The 15,670-nt window shown below is 57.2% G+C and carries 12 protein-coding genes; 4 read left to right on the forward strand and 8 right to left on the reverse strand.

Annotation, left to right across the window (positions count from 1 at the left end; translation table 11 throughout):
* Positions 1-87 precede the first annotated feature (87 nt).
* Entirely contained in the window at positions 88-639 is a 552-nt protein-coding gene (locus L2097_RS07880) for a YbhB/YbcL family Raf kinase inhibitor-like protein (protein WP_047370535.1), read from the forward strand.
* Here L2097_RS07880 and L2097_RS07885 read toward each other — a convergent pair.
* The 6 genes from L2097_RS07885 to nasR all read right to left on the reverse strand — a co-directional run bounded on the left by L2097_RS07885 (position 616) and on the right by nasR (position 11,628).
* On the reverse strand, positions 616-3,195 hold the full coding sequence (locus L2097_RS07885; protein WP_250353143.1) for a nitrate reductase: 2,580 nt from the start codon (positions 3,193-3,195) through the stop codon (positions 616-618). The two genes, L2097_RS07880 and L2097_RS07885, sit on opposite strands and share 24 nt — an antisense overlap.
* Positions 3,189-7,256 (reverse strand): nitrite reductase large subunit NirB, encoded by a 4,068-nt coding sequence (gene nirB / locus L2097_RS07890; RefSeq protein ID WP_250352539.1) that lies wholly within the window; start codon positions 7,254-7,256, stop codon positions 3,189-3,191. Before nirB ends, L2097_RS07885 begins: the two co-directional genes overlap by 7 nt.
* A gap of 10 nt (positions 7,257-7,266) precedes the next feature.
* The gene (locus L2097_RS07895; RefSeq protein ID WP_047370537.1) at positions 7,267-8,061 is read right to left on the reverse strand and encodes an ABC transporter ATP-binding protein; all 795 of its coding nucleotides are present in this window, start codon (positions 8,059-8,061) and stop codon (positions 7,267-7,269) included.
* Position 8,062: 1 nt separating this feature from the next.
* Positions 8,063-8,944, reverse strand: a complete 882-nt coding sequence (ntrB, locus tag L2097_RS07900; RefSeq protein WP_047370538.1) for a nitrate ABC transporter permease — start codon at positions 8,942-8,944, stop codon at positions 8,063-8,065.
* Between the two features lies 1 nt (position 8,945).
* Entirely contained in the window at positions 8,946-10,205 is a 1,260-nt protein-coding gene (locus tag L2097_RS07905; RefSeq protein WP_047370539.1) for a CmpA/NrtA family ABC transporter substrate-binding protein, read from the reverse strand.
* A gap of 232 nt (positions 10,206-10,437) precedes the next feature.
* Positions 10,438-11,628 (reverse strand): nitrate regulatory protein NasR, encoded by a 1,191-nt coding sequence (gene nasR / locus L2097_RS07910; RefSeq protein ID WP_250352540.1) that lies wholly within the window; start codon positions 11,626-11,628, stop codon positions 10,438-10,440.
* Positions 11,629-11,695: 67 nt separating this feature from the next.
* Here nasR and L2097_RS07915 point away from each other — a divergent pair, with 67 nt between their 5' ends.
* The 3 genes from L2097_RS07915 (at position 11,696) to L2097_RS07925 (ending at position 14,400) form a co-directional block, all read left to right on the forward strand.
* Positions 11,696-12,049, forward strand: a complete 354-nt coding sequence (locus L2097_RS07915; protein WP_047370541.1) for a DsrE/DsrF/TusD sulfur relay family protein — start codon at positions 11,696-11,698, stop codon at positions 12,047-12,049.
* 108 nt (positions 12,050-12,157) lie between these two features.
* Positions 12,158-13,942 (forward strand): methyl-accepting chemotaxis protein, encoded by a 1,785-nt coding sequence (locus tag L2097_RS07920; RefSeq protein WP_250352541.1) that lies wholly within the window; start codon positions 12,158-12,160, stop codon positions 13,940-13,942.
* A gap of 215 nt (positions 13,943-14,157) precedes the next feature.
* The gene (locus L2097_RS07925; protein WP_047370543.1) at positions 14,158-14,400 is read left to right on the forward strand and encodes a DUF1883 domain-containing protein; all 243 of its coding nucleotides are present in this window, start codon (positions 14,158-14,160) and stop codon (positions 14,398-14,400) included.
* A gap of 13 nt (positions 14,401-14,413) precedes the next feature.
* On the opposite strand, the gene L2097_RS07930 is transcribed toward L2097_RS07925, so the two are convergent.
* Positions 14,414-15,109, reverse strand: a complete 696-nt coding sequence (locus L2097_RS07930) for a gamma-glutamylcyclotransferase (protein ID WP_250352542.1) — start codon at positions 15,107-15,109, stop codon at positions 14,414-14,416.
* Between the two features lie 178 nt (positions 15,110-15,287).
* A complete protein-coding gene (gene chaB, locus L2097_RS07935; RefSeq protein ID WP_250352543.1) occupies positions 15,288-15,518 on the reverse strand; it encodes a putative cation transport regulator ChaB in 231 nt (76 codons plus the stop codon).
* Positions 15,519-15,670: the final 152 nt, after the last annotated feature.

Consider the following 15,670-nt stretch of genomic DNA (forward strand, 5'->3'; position numbering starts at 1 on the left):
CTTTTGTGGAAATTTCAGGAAAATCCTTAATCCATCCCGCTTCGTCGGACTACAGTTAACTGAATGCTGATAACTGAGAAAAAACCAATGACTCACACACTACGATGGGCCATGTGCAGTTCCATTTTGTTGTATGCCGTGTCGGCCAGCGCCACCGACATTTTCCAGCTGCAATCCCCGGCCTTCGGTGATAACGCACTGATGGAGAAAAAATACGCGGGTAATGCCAGCAGTAATCCTAACTGCACAGGCGAGAATATTTCCCCGGCGCTGGTGTGGAACAACCCCCCTGCGAAAACGCAAAGTTTCGCCCTGGTGGTGCATGACCCGGAAGGCGCAATGGGCCTTGGCGTTACCCACCTGGTGGCCTATAACATTCCTCCGTCCGGTACCGGTTTCGCCGAAAACGATCTGCGTGATGCTAAAGGCTATACCGGCGGTAAAAATACCCCCGGTACCCTGCAGTGGTATGGCCCTTGCCCGCCACCAGGTAGTGGCGCACACCACTACACCTTTACGCTGATTGCCACCAGCCTCGCACCGGATCTCCCTAAAGGATTAACCCGGGACGAACTGTTTGCCAAACTCAAAGGCCACACCCTGGGTGCGGCTGGGCTAATTGGCCGCTTCGGACAGTAGCGCTTTTAATTCCGGCAGACAGGATCCGCAGTTCGTGCCGCAGCGCAGGGCGTTCCCCAGCGCTGCGGTACTGTCGCACCCAGTAACAATAGCAGCACGAATCGCATTTTCCCCAATACTGTAACAGCTACAGACCGTGCGCCCAGGCGAGGGTGAGCTGGCCGCTGCCCGCCCTGCCAGAAGGTTGTGTCGCGCTTGCGCCGTTGCGGGCGCGGTGATAAACGCCTGCACAATGATGTCATGCGCGATAGCAGGAAGGCGCGTGTCACTCCACCACCCCAGCATCAATTGCCCCTTGTGCCATGCCAGCAGATTTCTCACCGTACCGGCGCTGGCACTCTGCGTCTGCCATCCTTGCGTCTGACACCAGGCCGTCAGCCATGGCACTGCATCGCTATTACCCGCGAGCGTAAAATGCAAAGCGCTTTCCGTCGCTTTGCGCACCCAGTAGAGATCCGCGGGGAGATCCGGCATTTCGCGCGCATAGAGTTCACCCTGCCAGCCTGGCTGCCAGGCGGTTATGCGCACCGCCGTTTGTTTACTTTCCGGCTGCCCGGAATGCGGGTCGCACACCGGGGCCACCAGCGCGTTAACCTTCCCCTGACGCGCAAAGCAATGGTTCCAGTGCATCGGCGTAAACAGTTCCCCTTGCCGCTGACCGGGCTGAATACGCACCCGCGCCACCATAACGCCACGGGTTGAGCTAAGATGCACAAGATCTCCTTCACCCAGCGCAAAACGATCCGCATCAGGCGGGCAAATATCGACAACGGGTTCGACAATGTGCTGCATCAAGCGCGCAACGGTGCCGGTGCGGGTCATCGTATGCCACTGGTCGCGGATCCGCCCGGTATTAAGCAAGAGCGGATAGCGCGACGTCGGTTGTGCTACTGCGCGTACTGGCGATACCGGTACGGTGCGTAAACGCCCGGCAGGCCGCCAGCCGCGTTGTAACGCCGCCGGGGCCACCGTCCACTGGTAGGGTTCCAGCTTGTCCCACTGCTCGCGCGTTAACCCGGCCAGTTCACTGATATCAAACGCCCGCGTACCGTTGTTTTCAAAACCGGAGAGCGCCGCATGTTCTGAAAACACCTCATGGGCATGCTGCCAGCCAAACGCATCGCCAAAACCCAGACGTCGGGCGACCTGGGCGATAATCCACCAGTCGGCTTTCGCCTCACCCGGCGGCGGTAAAAATGCCCGCTGACGTGAAATACGTCGTTCGGAATTGGTCACCGTGCCGTTTTTCTCCCCCCAGGCCAGCGCCGGAAAGCGGATATGGGCGTAGCGGCTGGTATCGGTTTCGGCAACCACCTCAGAGACAATCACCAGCGGACAGGCCGCCAGTGCGGTGCATACGGCATGGCTGTCCGGCAGTGAGACTGCGGGATTGGTACCCATTATCCACACCGCTTTCACTTCACCGCGACCGATGGCCTCAAACAGCTCCACGGCCATCAGTCCCGGCGTTTGTGCCAGCCTCTCCGTCTGCCAGAAGCGAGCCAGTCTGGCAATATCCGCCGCCTCAAAATTCATATGCGCCGCCAGTTGGGTTGCCAGGCCGCCGACTTCACGCCCGCCCATGGCATTCGGTTGTCCGGTCAGCGAAAACGGCCCACAGCCCGGACGGGCAAATTTACCGCTGGCCAGATGCACATTAATGATGGCATTACACTTATCGCTGCCACTTGCTGACTGGTTAATTCCCATCGTGAACAGCGTCATCGCCCGCGGCGCGGTAATAAACCAGTCATAAAACGTTGTGACAACGTCACGCGGTAGTGCACAAAATGTCGCTACAGCCTCCGGAGTCCACTCACGAGCAACAGCCAGCGCCGCCTCGCCCTCATCAAAATCACAAAGGGAATGATTTCCCGTCGCGATCATATTTAACAGGCCGACAAACAGCCCGGCGTCACTCCCCGGCGCAAGCGGCAGATGGAGATCGGCAATCGCGCAGGTGGCGGTAACGCGCGGGTCGATGACCACCACTTTCAGCGCCGGGTTATCCTGCTTTGCCTGCACTATTCGCTGGTAGAGCACCGGATGGGTCCAGGCGGCGTTCGACCCCACCAGAACCAGCAGGTCACTTTTTTCAATATCTTCATAGCTGCACGGCACGACATCTGCGCCAAACGCCCGCTTGTAGCCCGTGACGGCAGAGGACATGCACAACCGTGAATTGGTATCGATATTTGCCGCGCCGATAAAGCCTTTCATCAGCTTGTTGGCAGCATAATAGTCCTCGGTAAGCAGTTGTCCGGAGGCGTAAAACGCGACTGCCTGCGGGCCAAATTCCCGGATAATGGCATTCAGGCGTTCACCGGCAGCATCCAGCGCCGTCTGCCAGCTTACCGTCTGCTCATCCACCTGCGGGGCCAGAAGCCGTCCCGCTAATCCGGTTGTTTCCCCCAACGCCGCCCCTTTCACGCACAGTCGACCGGCGTTAGCCGGGTGCGCGCGGTCACCCGCCACGCTGACCCCGTCGTCAGTGACGGTCGCCACCACGCCACAGCCCACACCACAGTATGGGCAGGTCGTGCGGGTACTCATGATGCCTCCGCGCGCATCAACAGAACCTGATTGCCGACCCACACTTTGCCGCCTTCCACTTTGACCGGCCAGGCGCGGACCGCCGGTTCACCACTTTCCGCATAGCAGCCGTCACGCAGGCGGATACGCTGCTTGTAAAGCGGCGAAATCACCAGCGGCTCACCGTTAGTGTCGCCCAGGATCCCGCGCGACAGGACCTGAGCGTTGCTGCCCGGTTCGTGGTTATCAAGGGCATAAATGGCCTCGCCAAAGCGGAACAGCGCAATTTGCCGCTCGCCCAGACGCGCGCCGATTCCCGCCTGTTCAGGAATCGCGGCGATGTCGCAGATAACCTGCCATGGCCGCCACGGCAACTGCCCCTCTGGCTGTTCCGCTGCCACAGCGAGCTGCGGCTGGTCACGAACAACCTCACGGTGAACGGTTTCATCCGGCGCGTCGCTGTTAACAAACGAGCGGAACAGCGCCAGCCGATCGGGATCGTTCAGCGTGGTCTGCCACTCGCACTGATAGCTGTCCACCACCCGCGCCATCTCGTCTTCCAGTTCACCCGCAATCCCCAGGCTGTCGTTCAAAATGACCTCACGCAGATAATCGATGCCACCTTCCAGGTTATCCAGCCAGGTACTGGTGCGCTGCAGACGGTCGGCCGTGCGGATGTAGAACATCAGAAAACGGTCCACGGTGCGTATCAGCGTGGCTTCGTCCAGGTCGCTGGCAAACAGATCCGCATGGCGCGGTTTCATGCCGCCATTGCCGCACACATAGAGATTCCAGCCTTTCTCGGTGGCAATCACCCCCACATCTTTGCCCTGCGCTTCTGCACATTCACGGGTGCAACCGGAGACCGCCATTTTGATCTTATGCGGCGCACGCAGCCCCTTGTAGCGATGCTCCAGGGTGACCGCCAGCCCGGTAGAATCCTGCACGCCATAGCGACACCAGGTCGAACCGACACAGGATTTCACCGTACGCAGCGACTTGCCGTAGGCATGCCCGGTTTCAAAGCCGGCATCCACCAATTCTTGCCAGATGGCCGGAAGCTGCTCCAGACGCGCACCAAAGAGGTCGATACGCTGTCCGCCGGTGACTTTGCTGTAAAGCTGATAGCGTTTAGCTATCTGCCCGATGGCAATCAGGCCATCCGGCGTCACCTCTCCGGCAGGCATACGCGGCACAATGGAATAGGTGCCGTCTTTCTGGATGTTGGCGAAATAACGGTCATTGGTATCCTGTAGCGGCAGGTGCGCCGGTTTGAGCAGATATTCATTCCAGCAGGAGGCCAGAATCGACCCGACCAGCGGCTTACATACTTCGCAGCCCTGCCCGTGACCATAACGGCCGATCAACTGCGCGAAAGTGCGAATATGATTGACGCGCACCAGATGATGGATCTCCTGGCGCGAGTACGGGAAGTGTTCGCAGATATCTTTTTTCACTTCCACACCCTGCGACGCCAGTTGGTGTTCCATGACCTGTTTGACCAGCGCGCTGCAACCGCCACAGCCGGTGGCCGCTTTGGTACAGCTTTTAATGGCCCCCATGTCGGTGGCCCCCGCACTGACCGCCTGGCAAATATCACCCTTGCTGACGTTATGGCAGGAACAAATCTGCGCGCTGTCCGGCAATGCCGCCACGCCGAGCGCTTTGGGTGCGCTACCTGCAAGCGCAGGCAGAATCAGGCTTTCCGGTTGCGCCGGCAGCGCCAGCCCGTTGAGCATGGTTTGCAGCAGCGTCGCATAGTCGCTGGCTTCTCCTACCAGCACACCGCCGAGTAGCTGTTTGCCGTCTTCGCTGACCACGATTTTTTTATAGACTTGCGCCGGGCCATCGGTCCACTGATAACTCAGACATCCTGGCGTGCGTCCATGGGCATCACCAAACGATGCCACGTCAACACCAAGCAATTTGAGTTTTGTGCTCATGTCCGCGCCGGTAAAGGCCGTCGTTTCGCCGCTGAGATGAGCGGCCACCACACGCGCCATCTGATATCCTGGCGCCACCAGACCATATACTTTGCCTTCCCACACTGCGCATTCGCCGATGGCGAAGATGTTTTCATCTGAGGTCTGGCATTGTTCATTAATGCTGATCCCGCCGCGTTCCCCCAGGCTCAACGCCCCGCTGCGGGCAAGCGCATCCTGCGGGCGAATACCGGCGGAAAAGACCACCATGTCGGTCGTCAGACTCTCACCATCGGCAAAGTTGAGTGTGAGTGTGTTGTCATTCGCCACAATTTCCCGGGTCGCCTTGCTGGTATGAACCTGCACCCCCAGCGCGGTGATTTTCTTGCGTAGCATGGCGCCGCCCTGTTCATCGAGCTGAACGGCCATCAGTGCCGGGGCAAATTCCACCACGTGGGTTTCCAGCCCCAGCTGTTTTAATGCATTCGCCGCTTCGAGACCCAGCAGCCCGCCGCCAATCACGACACCGCGGGTGGCGCTTTTCGCGCGAGCGGCAATCTCGTCCAGGTCATCCAGGGTACGATAGACAAAACAGCCGCTGGCATCATGCCCCGGCACCGGCGGCACAAACGGGTATGAACCGGTCGCCAGCACCAGTTTGTCCCAACGCGTTTCATGCCCCAGCGCATCCCGCACCACCTGCACTGTGCGGTCGATTGCGGTAATGGTCTGACTGAGACGCAGCTCAATACCGTACCGGTCAAAAAAATCCCCTTCGACCATTGAGAGTGACTGTGCGCTGCGCCCGGCAAAGTACTCAGATAAATGCACACGATCATAGGCGGCATACTGCTCCGCGCCGAATACCACGATGTGATAGGTCTCATGCAGGTTGCGGCTCACGCACTGTTCTAGAAAATGGTGGCCGACCATACCGTGTCCGACCACAACCAGAGTAGGTTTTGTCATCTTTGGGGTCCCGGCAGCCGCTGGCTGCGCTGTAAAGCTGTCGAAAAGCCAGTCCGCCTGCGGCGGTTCCGGCGTATGTAATCGTTCGGCGAGAGGGGCTGCGCTGGTGCAATCACCCAGCAGCAGTGCACCGCACAATCTGTTTTCCCGTATCACCAGGCGACGGTAATGGCCGCTGAGCGGATCGAAGGTGGTCCAGATATCGTCACCCTCGCGCCCCTGAACGTCCCCGGCACTGAACAGGTCGATGCCTGTCACTTTCAGTCGCAGCCCCCCCTCCTGCCACTGAAAATCCGCCTCAGGCGTACCGAGCAGACGTGCTGCCAGAATGTCCGCCTGCTGTAAACAAGGGGCCACCAGCCCCCAGGTTTGCCCGGCGATTTCACAGCATTCACCGATGGCGCTTACCCCGGCGATCGCGCTGCGTAACTGCCCGTCCACGACGATTCCGCGCGCACAGGGAATACCACTGACCTCGGCAAGGGCTTTCGCCGGGCGAACCCCGGCGGTCATCACCACGCGGCCTGCCGACAAAACGCGTCCGTTGGTCAGCGTGACGCTCTCGGGGGTAATGTGGCTGATGCTGGCAGACAGTTCGCAGTCAATACCGCGACCGCGCAGATTCGCTGCCAGCAGCCCTCCGGCCTGGGCGTCAAGCTGTTGTTCCATCAACCATTCGCCCCGGTTAACCAGTGTGACGTTGTCACCATGACAGCGTAGCGCCGCAGCCGCCTCAACCCCCAGCACGCCACCGCCGAGAACAACAACCGGCCCGTCGCCTGCCAGAATGGCCTCCACATCGCTGATACGACGAAAGCCATGGACATGCGGTAAATCATGCCCCGGTACGGGCGGGATAAAGGGCGTCGACCCGGTAGCAAACACCAGCTCATCCCAGTCCAGCTCGCGTTGGGTGGTGATGACCCGGCGAGCCTGCACATCAACCTGGGTCACGGTTTCCCCCGTCAGCACCCTGATGCCGCGCGCCTTGTACCAGTGGGCGTCGTGCAGAATGGTGTCGCGGAACGTTTTCTCTGCCCCCAGCACCGGTGATAGCTGGATGCGGTTATAGGCATGTCCCGGCTCGTCGCCAATCATCGTGATGGCATAGCGGTCGGGGGTCGATTCGCTGAGTTTTTCGACAAGGCGGGTAGCCGCCATGCCGTTGCCAATGATTAACAGTCGCAGGGTCATTTCACTCACCTCAGGCCGCCTTCGGCTGTTTTTCATAGAGGAAATGGAGGATCTGCTGGCGCAGATGGTGATAACGGCTGTCTTCTGCCAGCTGTACCCGGTTACGCGGACGCGGCAGATTAACGTCAAGGATTTCTCCGACGGTCGCCGCCGGGCCGTTGGTCATCATCAGCACCCGGTCAGAGAGCAACACCGCTTCATCCACATCATGGGTAATCAGTACGATGGTGGTGTTAAGCGACTGCTGGATCTGCATGACCGCATCCTGCAGGTGCGCGCGGGTTAATGCATCAAGGGCGCCAAACGGCTCATCCATCAGCAATACTCTGGGTTTCATCGCCAACGCACGGGCGATACCGACTCGTTGCTTCATCCCACCGGAGATCTCCCCCGGACGTTTATGCAGCGCGTGGCCCATCTGTACGCGCTCCAGATTGTGCTCAATCCACTCGCGACGTTCCGCTTTGTGCATGGTGCGACGGAACACCTGATCCACCGCCAGCGCCACGTTGTCAAAACAGGTCAGCCACGGCAATAAAGAGTGGTTCTGGAACACGACTGCGCGTTCGGGTCCTGGTCCGGCGATTTCCCGGTTATCACACAGCAAACCGCCTTCGGTGGGGAGCGTGATACCGGCAATCAGGTTAAGTAAGGTCGATTTCCCACAGCCTGAATGGCCAATCAGGCTGACCGTTTCCCCTTCATGAATATCGAAAGAGACATTTTGCAACGCCACAAACTCGCCGCCAGCAGTGGAAAAACGCTGGCTCACCGCCTGCACCTGAATAATCGGTTTTTGACTCATCTTATTTCTCCTGCCAGCTAAAACGACGTGCTATCAGCATCAGCCCCTGCTCAAGCAGCAGACCAACGACACCAATGATGACAATGGCGATTAAAATGTTTTCCACATTGAGGTTGTTCCATTCGTTCCAGATCCAGAAACCGATCCCCAGACCGCCGGTGAGCATTTCGGCCGCGACAATCACCAGCCAGGCGATGCCGATCGATAAACGGACGCCAGTGAGCACGGCGGGCAATACCGCCGGGAACAAAATTCGGCGCATAACCGTCCATTCGGATAATTGCAGAACGCGGGCCACGTTGAGGTAATCTTGCGGAATGCGGCGCACCCCTTCCGCGGTGTTAATAACCATCGGCCAGATAGAACAGATGAAGATGGTCCAGCTTGATGCCGGTTCCGCTTTCTGGAAAAGCAGCAGACCAATCGGCAGCCAGGCCAACGGGCTAACCGGGCGCAGCAGCGCAATCAGCGGGTTAAACATCCGCGCCAGAAAGATAAAGCGGCCAATCATAAAACCGAGCGGGATCCCCACCAGCGCGGCCAGACCAAACCCGATGGCGACGCGTTGCAATGACGCCAGTACATTCCAGCCGATCCCCATGTCATTAGGCCCATCCTGATAGAACGGGTCAGCAAATAATGTCATTGCCGAATCCAGCGTGCTGAGCGGCGTCGGAAAGCCTTTGCTGTTGATGGCCGCCAGTTCCCAGGCGATAAGCAGCAGCCCAAGCCCCAGCAGCGCGGGAACCACACGTTCGGCTACCGCGCGCGTTTTGCGCGACAGGGCCGGCTTGCGGGTGCGGACTTTCACCGGTGGCAGCGTAATCACTTCACCTGGCGAAGACGGTGGTATAACGCGCTGTGTGTTCTGTTGATGTTTCATATCAGGCCCCTGTTCGTTGAATGTCGAAGTGTCTGGCGTAGCGCTCCGGGTCGGTACCGTCCCAGCGAGTGCCATCCATCAGCGTGCTGGTTCGCATGGTCTGTGCTGGCGGCGTAATTCCCCCGATAGCCGTGGCGGCGTCTTTCCAGATATCGATACGGTTAATGCGGCTGGCGATGGCGGCATAATCCGGGGCGCTTTTCAGCAGGCCCCAGCGGCGGAACTGGGTTAAAAACCACATGCCGTCGGAGTGCCACGGGTAGCTCACCTGGCCCTCATTGAAGAAGCGGATAGCGTGCGCGTCCTGCCACCGTTTGCCCGCACCGTTGTCGTATTCACCGAGCATGCGCCCGGTCAGATACTGCTCTTTGGTGTTGAGCCACGCCCGACGCGAAAGAATGCGTGCGGTTTCACGGCGATTATCATCGGATGCGTCAATCCAGCGAGCCGCTTCCATCACCGCACAGACCAGCGCACGGGCGGTATGCGGGTTTTGTTCGACCCATGCGCGGCGTGTGCCAAGGATTTTTTCCGGGTGATCCGGCCACACGGACTGGCTGGTCGCGGCGGTAAATCCGATGCGATCATTAATGGCGCGGGCGTTCCACGGCTCACCGACGCAAAAACCGACCATATTGCCGATCCGCATGTTCATCACCATTTGCGGCGGCGGCACGACTACCGTACGGATATCGGTAAAGGGGTTGATGCCCGCGCTCGCCAGCCAGTAGTAGAGCCACATGGCATGGGTCCCGGTCGGGAAGGTATGGGCAAAGGTGTAGGTCCCGGGTGCGCTCTGCCCAATCATTTTTTTCAGGCTTTCACCCTCGGTGATGCCTTTACCCTGCAAATCTGTCGAGAGGGTAATACCCTGGCCGTTCTGGTTGAGCGTCATCAGGTTAGCCATCGACTGAGTTTTCCCGGCGATACCAAGCTCCAGGCCATACAGCAAACCATAAAGCACATGCGCGGCGTCCAGTTCGCCAGAGACCAGTTTGTCGCGCACCGCCGCCCAACTGGCCTCTTTGGTGGGCACCAGGGTAATGCCGTATTTCTTATCGAACCCTTTCAGGGCCGCAATGACCAGTGGCGCGCAATCGGTCAGCGGAATAAACCCGACGCGAACGGTGGTCTGTTCCGGTTTGTCGGAACCCGCCGCCCACGCCGCCTGCATCAGGCCGGGCATCAGCATCGCGCCGCCCAGTGCTGCCCCTGCCTGTAGAAAACGCCTGCGCGTTAATGAAACCGATGAATCGCCCATATCCACTCCGAAGCAAAAAAAAAGCGCCCGTTGATGCTTTCGCACCAATGGACGCCTTTATCCGAAGGGTCAGTGAACCGCCGTTGGTTCCCCGCCACTCTTGTTGTCACTTACACTCGATAACAATGCAACCCGCATGCCAGGTCACAAGCCGCTGTTTTTCTCACTTTTCAGCCGTTTTGTCGTTTTTTTCGCACTGCGCATGTGCAAGAAATGCCCGCCCAATGTGCAACTACTCCTTAGGTGTTAGAGGCCATAACGCGCGCACAGTGAGTAGCGCGCGGGCGATTTCAACCATGCGCTGATTCTTGTCCATGGCCATTTTACGCAGACATTGCCAGGCCTGCTCTTCGCTCATATTCTGGTGATTCATCAGGATGTTTTTCGCTTTATCAATCAGCGTACGTTCCTCCAGGGAGTCCTGTAACGACGCCAGTTGCGCACTGAGCTGCTCCAGTTCACGGGCCTGCTGGCGCACCAGAGGTAAGAGTTGTCTATCGAGCCGCCCGGAAAGGCGAGCGTCCGCCGTATCATCAATCCAGGTATTAAGGTTTACGTCGTCTTCTTCCAGCATGGCCGCCGTCGTATGCATCAGTTCATTGATCAGCACCTCTTCCAGTGCCCGCAGATGCTCCAGCCGCTGGGTTTGCAGCGCAAACCAGCGTAGCGCCCCTTCTCCGCCATCTGCAGGCGGCACGCGGGTGCAGGCCTGGCGACGAAGCTGTTCAATCTCCAGCCCGGCGGTGCATTCGCGGGCAAATATCGCACTGACATCAGGCGCCGCGAGCGACAGAAAGGCTTCAAAACAGGGTTGCTGCCCGTCAATCCGGTCCACCAGCGACTGGCGCAGCGCATCGCTAAACGCCGCCTGGGTAAACCCAATCGCCCCCAGCGCACGCTCTTGCCCCACCAGCTCTTTTCCCTGCATAAAGCTGTAGAGCGCCACCAGATGTTTAACGATTCTGGGATCATCAACACTGTCGTTAAGCTGCGGGATAATACTCAACAGATGGCTAATGGTGCGGCTGAATTGCGCCATCGCCTGCTCTGCCGTAATACGCTGGGTTTTTATTTGTTCACGTAATTGCGGAAGTTGTTCCAGACACCCGACAGCGGCGGCAATACGGTGGCATAATGCGCTACTGGCGAGTGGCCTGAGCGTGGCAAGCAAAGGTAAAAACGGGGTGATGTTCTCATCGGCAAGCGCGCTGCTGGCACGACATTCCAGCGCATAAAGTTGCCCTTTTGAACACAGCCAGATATTTGATGCTCCGCGCTCGCACTGCAGCATATGGGTCAGATGGCTGATTTTTCCCGCCAGCACGCCAAGCTGCGCAAGCTGGTGAAGCTGCTGTTTCTGGACCTGACGCGCGTAGCGAAACCAGTCGGTGGCGTCGGGTGTCGCATCAGTATAATTATTCATGCTTACTCTCCGTGGCTGTCTGCTGGGGAGTAATAAGCAATAACCATGCCCTATCGAAGGAGTGAAGATGCAAAAGATTGTGATTGTCGCCAACGGCGCGGCGTATGGCAGTGAATCCTTATTTAACAGTCTGCGTCTGGCGATCGCCCTGCGCGAGCAGGAAGCCGACCTCGATTTACGCCTCTTTTTAATGTCCGATGCGGTGACCGCCGGGCTGCGTGGGCAAAAACCTGCCGAGGGGTACAACATTCAGCAAATGCTGGAAATCCTTACCGCGCAAAACGTACCGGTTAAGTTGTGCAAAACCTGCACCGACGGCAGGGGTATCACAACGCTGCCATTAGTGGATGGCGTCGCCATTGGTACGCTGGTGGAGCTGGCACAATGGACCCTGGCGGCTGACAAGGTTTTAATGTTCTAATCGTGATCGGCCTTTAATACTTTTTTCTTATGGATGCTCCTCCGGCATCAAGTTTGCCTGCTGTGCTGCCGATAGGCATTAAAGACAACACAGCAGGTACTCATATATATGTTCAGGTCAATTCGCGCTCGTATCATTGCGGCGACAGCGGGCTGTCTCGCTATTGCCCTTCTTCTTAACACCGTTATTAACTACCAGGTAACCAGCCAGCATAATCAATACGCTCAGCAGGACATCCTCACCAGCACCAGCGGTAGCCATAGCCTCGCCATCAGTGACTGGGTCAGCAGTAAAACAACCGCCATCGCCTCCCTGCAGAAAGTAGCATTAACTGACGATCCCGTTCCGGTGTTCACCCAGATTGCTCAGGCTGCCGGCTTTATTAACGTCTATGTGGGTTACGCCAGTAAAACGGCCAAATTCTCAAACCCGGACGGCGTGCCTGCGGATTATGATCCGACTATTCGCCCCTGGTATCAGCAGGCCGCTAAAGCGGATGCCCCGATCGTTACCGCACCTTATGTCGATGCAGGCAGCGGGAAACTGGTGGTGACCTTCGCGGTGCCGGTAAAAGAGAACGGTACGCTTAAAGCAGTGGTCGCAGGTGATGTATCCATGGACAACGTGGTGGCCAACGTGCAGGGTATTAAACCCACACCAAACAGTAGCGGGTTGTTGCTTAACAGCGATGGCAGCGTGATTGCCGCTAACGATGGCAAACTGACGCTGAAACCGTTTGGCGAGGCCATCAGTGAGGTGCAATTTGCCGATCTACAGGCGGGTAAACCGGTGACGGGCGTCTTTGCTGGCGCGGAAAAGTCGTTTCTTGCCACCAAAGTCAACGGCACCAACTGGCTGTTAGTTGTCGCACTGGACAGTGCAGACTCTACCGCGGGCCTGCGCGCGCAATTAAAAGCCTCGGCCGTTTCACTGATTGTGCTGGTCATCCTGGCCGGTGCCCTCATGCACTGGATTGTCGCCACCATGCTCAGGCGACTGATCACCATTCGTGACGCGATGAATGCGATCAGCAGCGGCACGGATGACCTGTCACAGCGCCTGCCGGAGCAGGGTAATGATGAAGTCGCGCAAATCGCCCATGCGTTTAACGCCTTTAGCGACAAATTGTCCGTAGTGATGGTTAAACTGCGCGATTCCAGCCATTCCGTTCAGCAGGCGGCGCAAGAAATTGCGGCGGGTAACCAGGATCTGTCAGAACGGACAGAACAGGCAGCGTCCAGTCTGCGCGAGACCGCCAGTGCGGTTGAGCAGATTACCGCTTCTGTTGCTCTGTCGACGGATTCCGCCGCACAGGCCAACGATCAGGCACATACCGCCTCTGAGGCTGCGTCACGCGGGGGTAAAGTGGTATCGCAGGCCATTTCAACCATGCAATCTATCGAAGTGGCTTCGACCAAAATTGGAGATATTACCAGCGTGATCGACGGTATCGCTTTCCAGACCAATATCCTGGCGCTGAATGCCTCGGTCGAAGCTGCGCGTGCAGGCGAACAGGGGCGCGGTTTCGCAGTGGTTGCCGGCGAGGTGCGTAACCTTGCCAGCCGCAGTGCTCAGGCGGCGAAGGAGATCAAGTCGTTGATTGACTCGACAACAGACAGCGTAGCAACAGGTTCCCGCTACGTGCGTCTGGCCGGGGAAAGTATGGGGGAAATTGTCTCCAGTATCGACAGCGTCTCTGTCATTATGCGTGAAATCACCGTCGCCACTAACGAGCAGATGAAAGGCATCCAGGAAATCAATCATGCAGTCATCGATCTTGACCGTATGGTGCAGCAAAACGCCGAACTGGTGATCCAGTCAGCCGCCGCCGCAGGTGCGTTACAGGAACAAGCGGGCGAGCTTGCTGAAACTGCCGGTCATTTCCGCATTTAATCTTCTGTCGGCGCGTTTTTCCCCGAATTTAACGCGCCGACACAAACCCCTACCGAATTTTGTCATTATTGTTTAATCGTTACGCCATTTTTTGATCAAAGTCAGCATCTGAACCCCTCTCGTTTGGTGTTATGCAATGAGTGAATTGTGAGCAAAATCACGCACGGGATTATCCCGCAGGGAGTGCGTTGTCGATACATACGGGGTTTAAAACAATGGCGTTGGTAAAAACAAGTTTGAAGTTATTTGGTGGGGATACAGTGGTAGTACGTTGTTCTGAAAGCTGCCATATTCATCTGATGAGCGATAAAGGCCAGGCCGCCGCTCAGACTGATGTATTAAGCGTTCAGGATCGTGCCAGTGCGTATCTGGCGGTTCCTTACAGCGGTATCTGGAATGTGCTGATCGATAGCCACAGCCAGTCGCTGGAACATTCCATCAGTTACGTTCCAGCATAAGTTAGCACGACAATCAGGCGAAACCAGGTTGCATCTCCGGGCCTGGTTTTTCTCCCTCCAGCAGCAGACGCACTCTTCCCACCAGCTCGTTCAGGCAATCATCCTGCATACCCAGTTTGATCAACTCTTGTTCCAGCGAGAACAGATATTGCGCGTTGGTGCCAAGCGGGCCGCTTGCAGAGGCAATAAGTGGCGCAATGGTCTGCGCGCGGGTATCGGACTCATAAAGCGGATGACGAGGGTCCATGATAAACACCAGCGCATTCACCGTGCGCACGTCATCGAGTTCCAGCCTGCGCCAGCTCGGCAGGTAGCAACCGGTGATCATCTCACGTTTCCACAACAGAGAAAGCTCTTCATGTAGCGTCGATTCTGCAAGGCGATACGCCACGCCGGTGGTGCGCCCGCCCTCTTTTAGTGCAAGCATACGTCCGGGTTGACAGGCGCTACCGCGCCCCGCCGTCAGACGTAAACAAAATGCGCGGTGCCAGCCGGGGAGCGTACCGGTACAGGACTCGTCATATTCCAGAGCCGGGTTCCACATCAGCGAACCGTAACCAAAAATCCATACCGGGCCGTTGTCCGGACGGCAAGCCAGCGTCGCAGCAAGCGATGCTGCTCGTTGTTCCGCCGACCATAACAGCGATTCCTCAATGTCTCCAAACGCCGTTTTACAATCTGCCTTCATTAAGAAATCACGCGTTAACATCTCTTTCTACCTCCGCCACTGCATGCTTCCGTGCAACGACTTTACTGCTGCTTTCCTGGCGCTTTTCAATGACGATATGCAATTCACAGGCCGTTTTCAAGTGAACTCTATAGGGTGTAACGCGGATGGCGAATAATCATGTTGGCAATATGAGAACGCAGCTCACTATTTCATAGGGTTATCGCTTTTTATGCCATTTATCATCATCCCCTTTTTCATAATCATTTTTTACAGCCGCCCAGGCCACGCGGTGCGCGGTTTCTTCACGGCTGGCATCACCGCGACGATCGTCTTTATCTTTATATTGCTCCCAGGCGCTATTAAAGGCTTCTTTATAGATTTCCTGGGCGTGCGCAGGGAGGACATGTTGCACGCTCTCAGGTAAGTCCGATTTCGTTTTATAGGGCATTTTTCACACCTCCTTAAGTAAAAACTTAAGTCTGGTTGATTCTTCGCGTCTTATCCAACCCAATGATGTCTTCAACACTATTTAAAAAATATCTTTTTGTAAATTAAGCATGTTTTTGGCGAAACATCAGTAAATGAGCATCTTGCATAAGA

Source organism: Citrobacter sp. MNAZ 1397 (assembly GCF_023613995.1).
Lineage (GTDB): Bacteria > Pseudomonadota > Gammaproteobacteria > Enterobacterales > Enterobacteriaceae > Phytobacter > Phytobacter ursingii.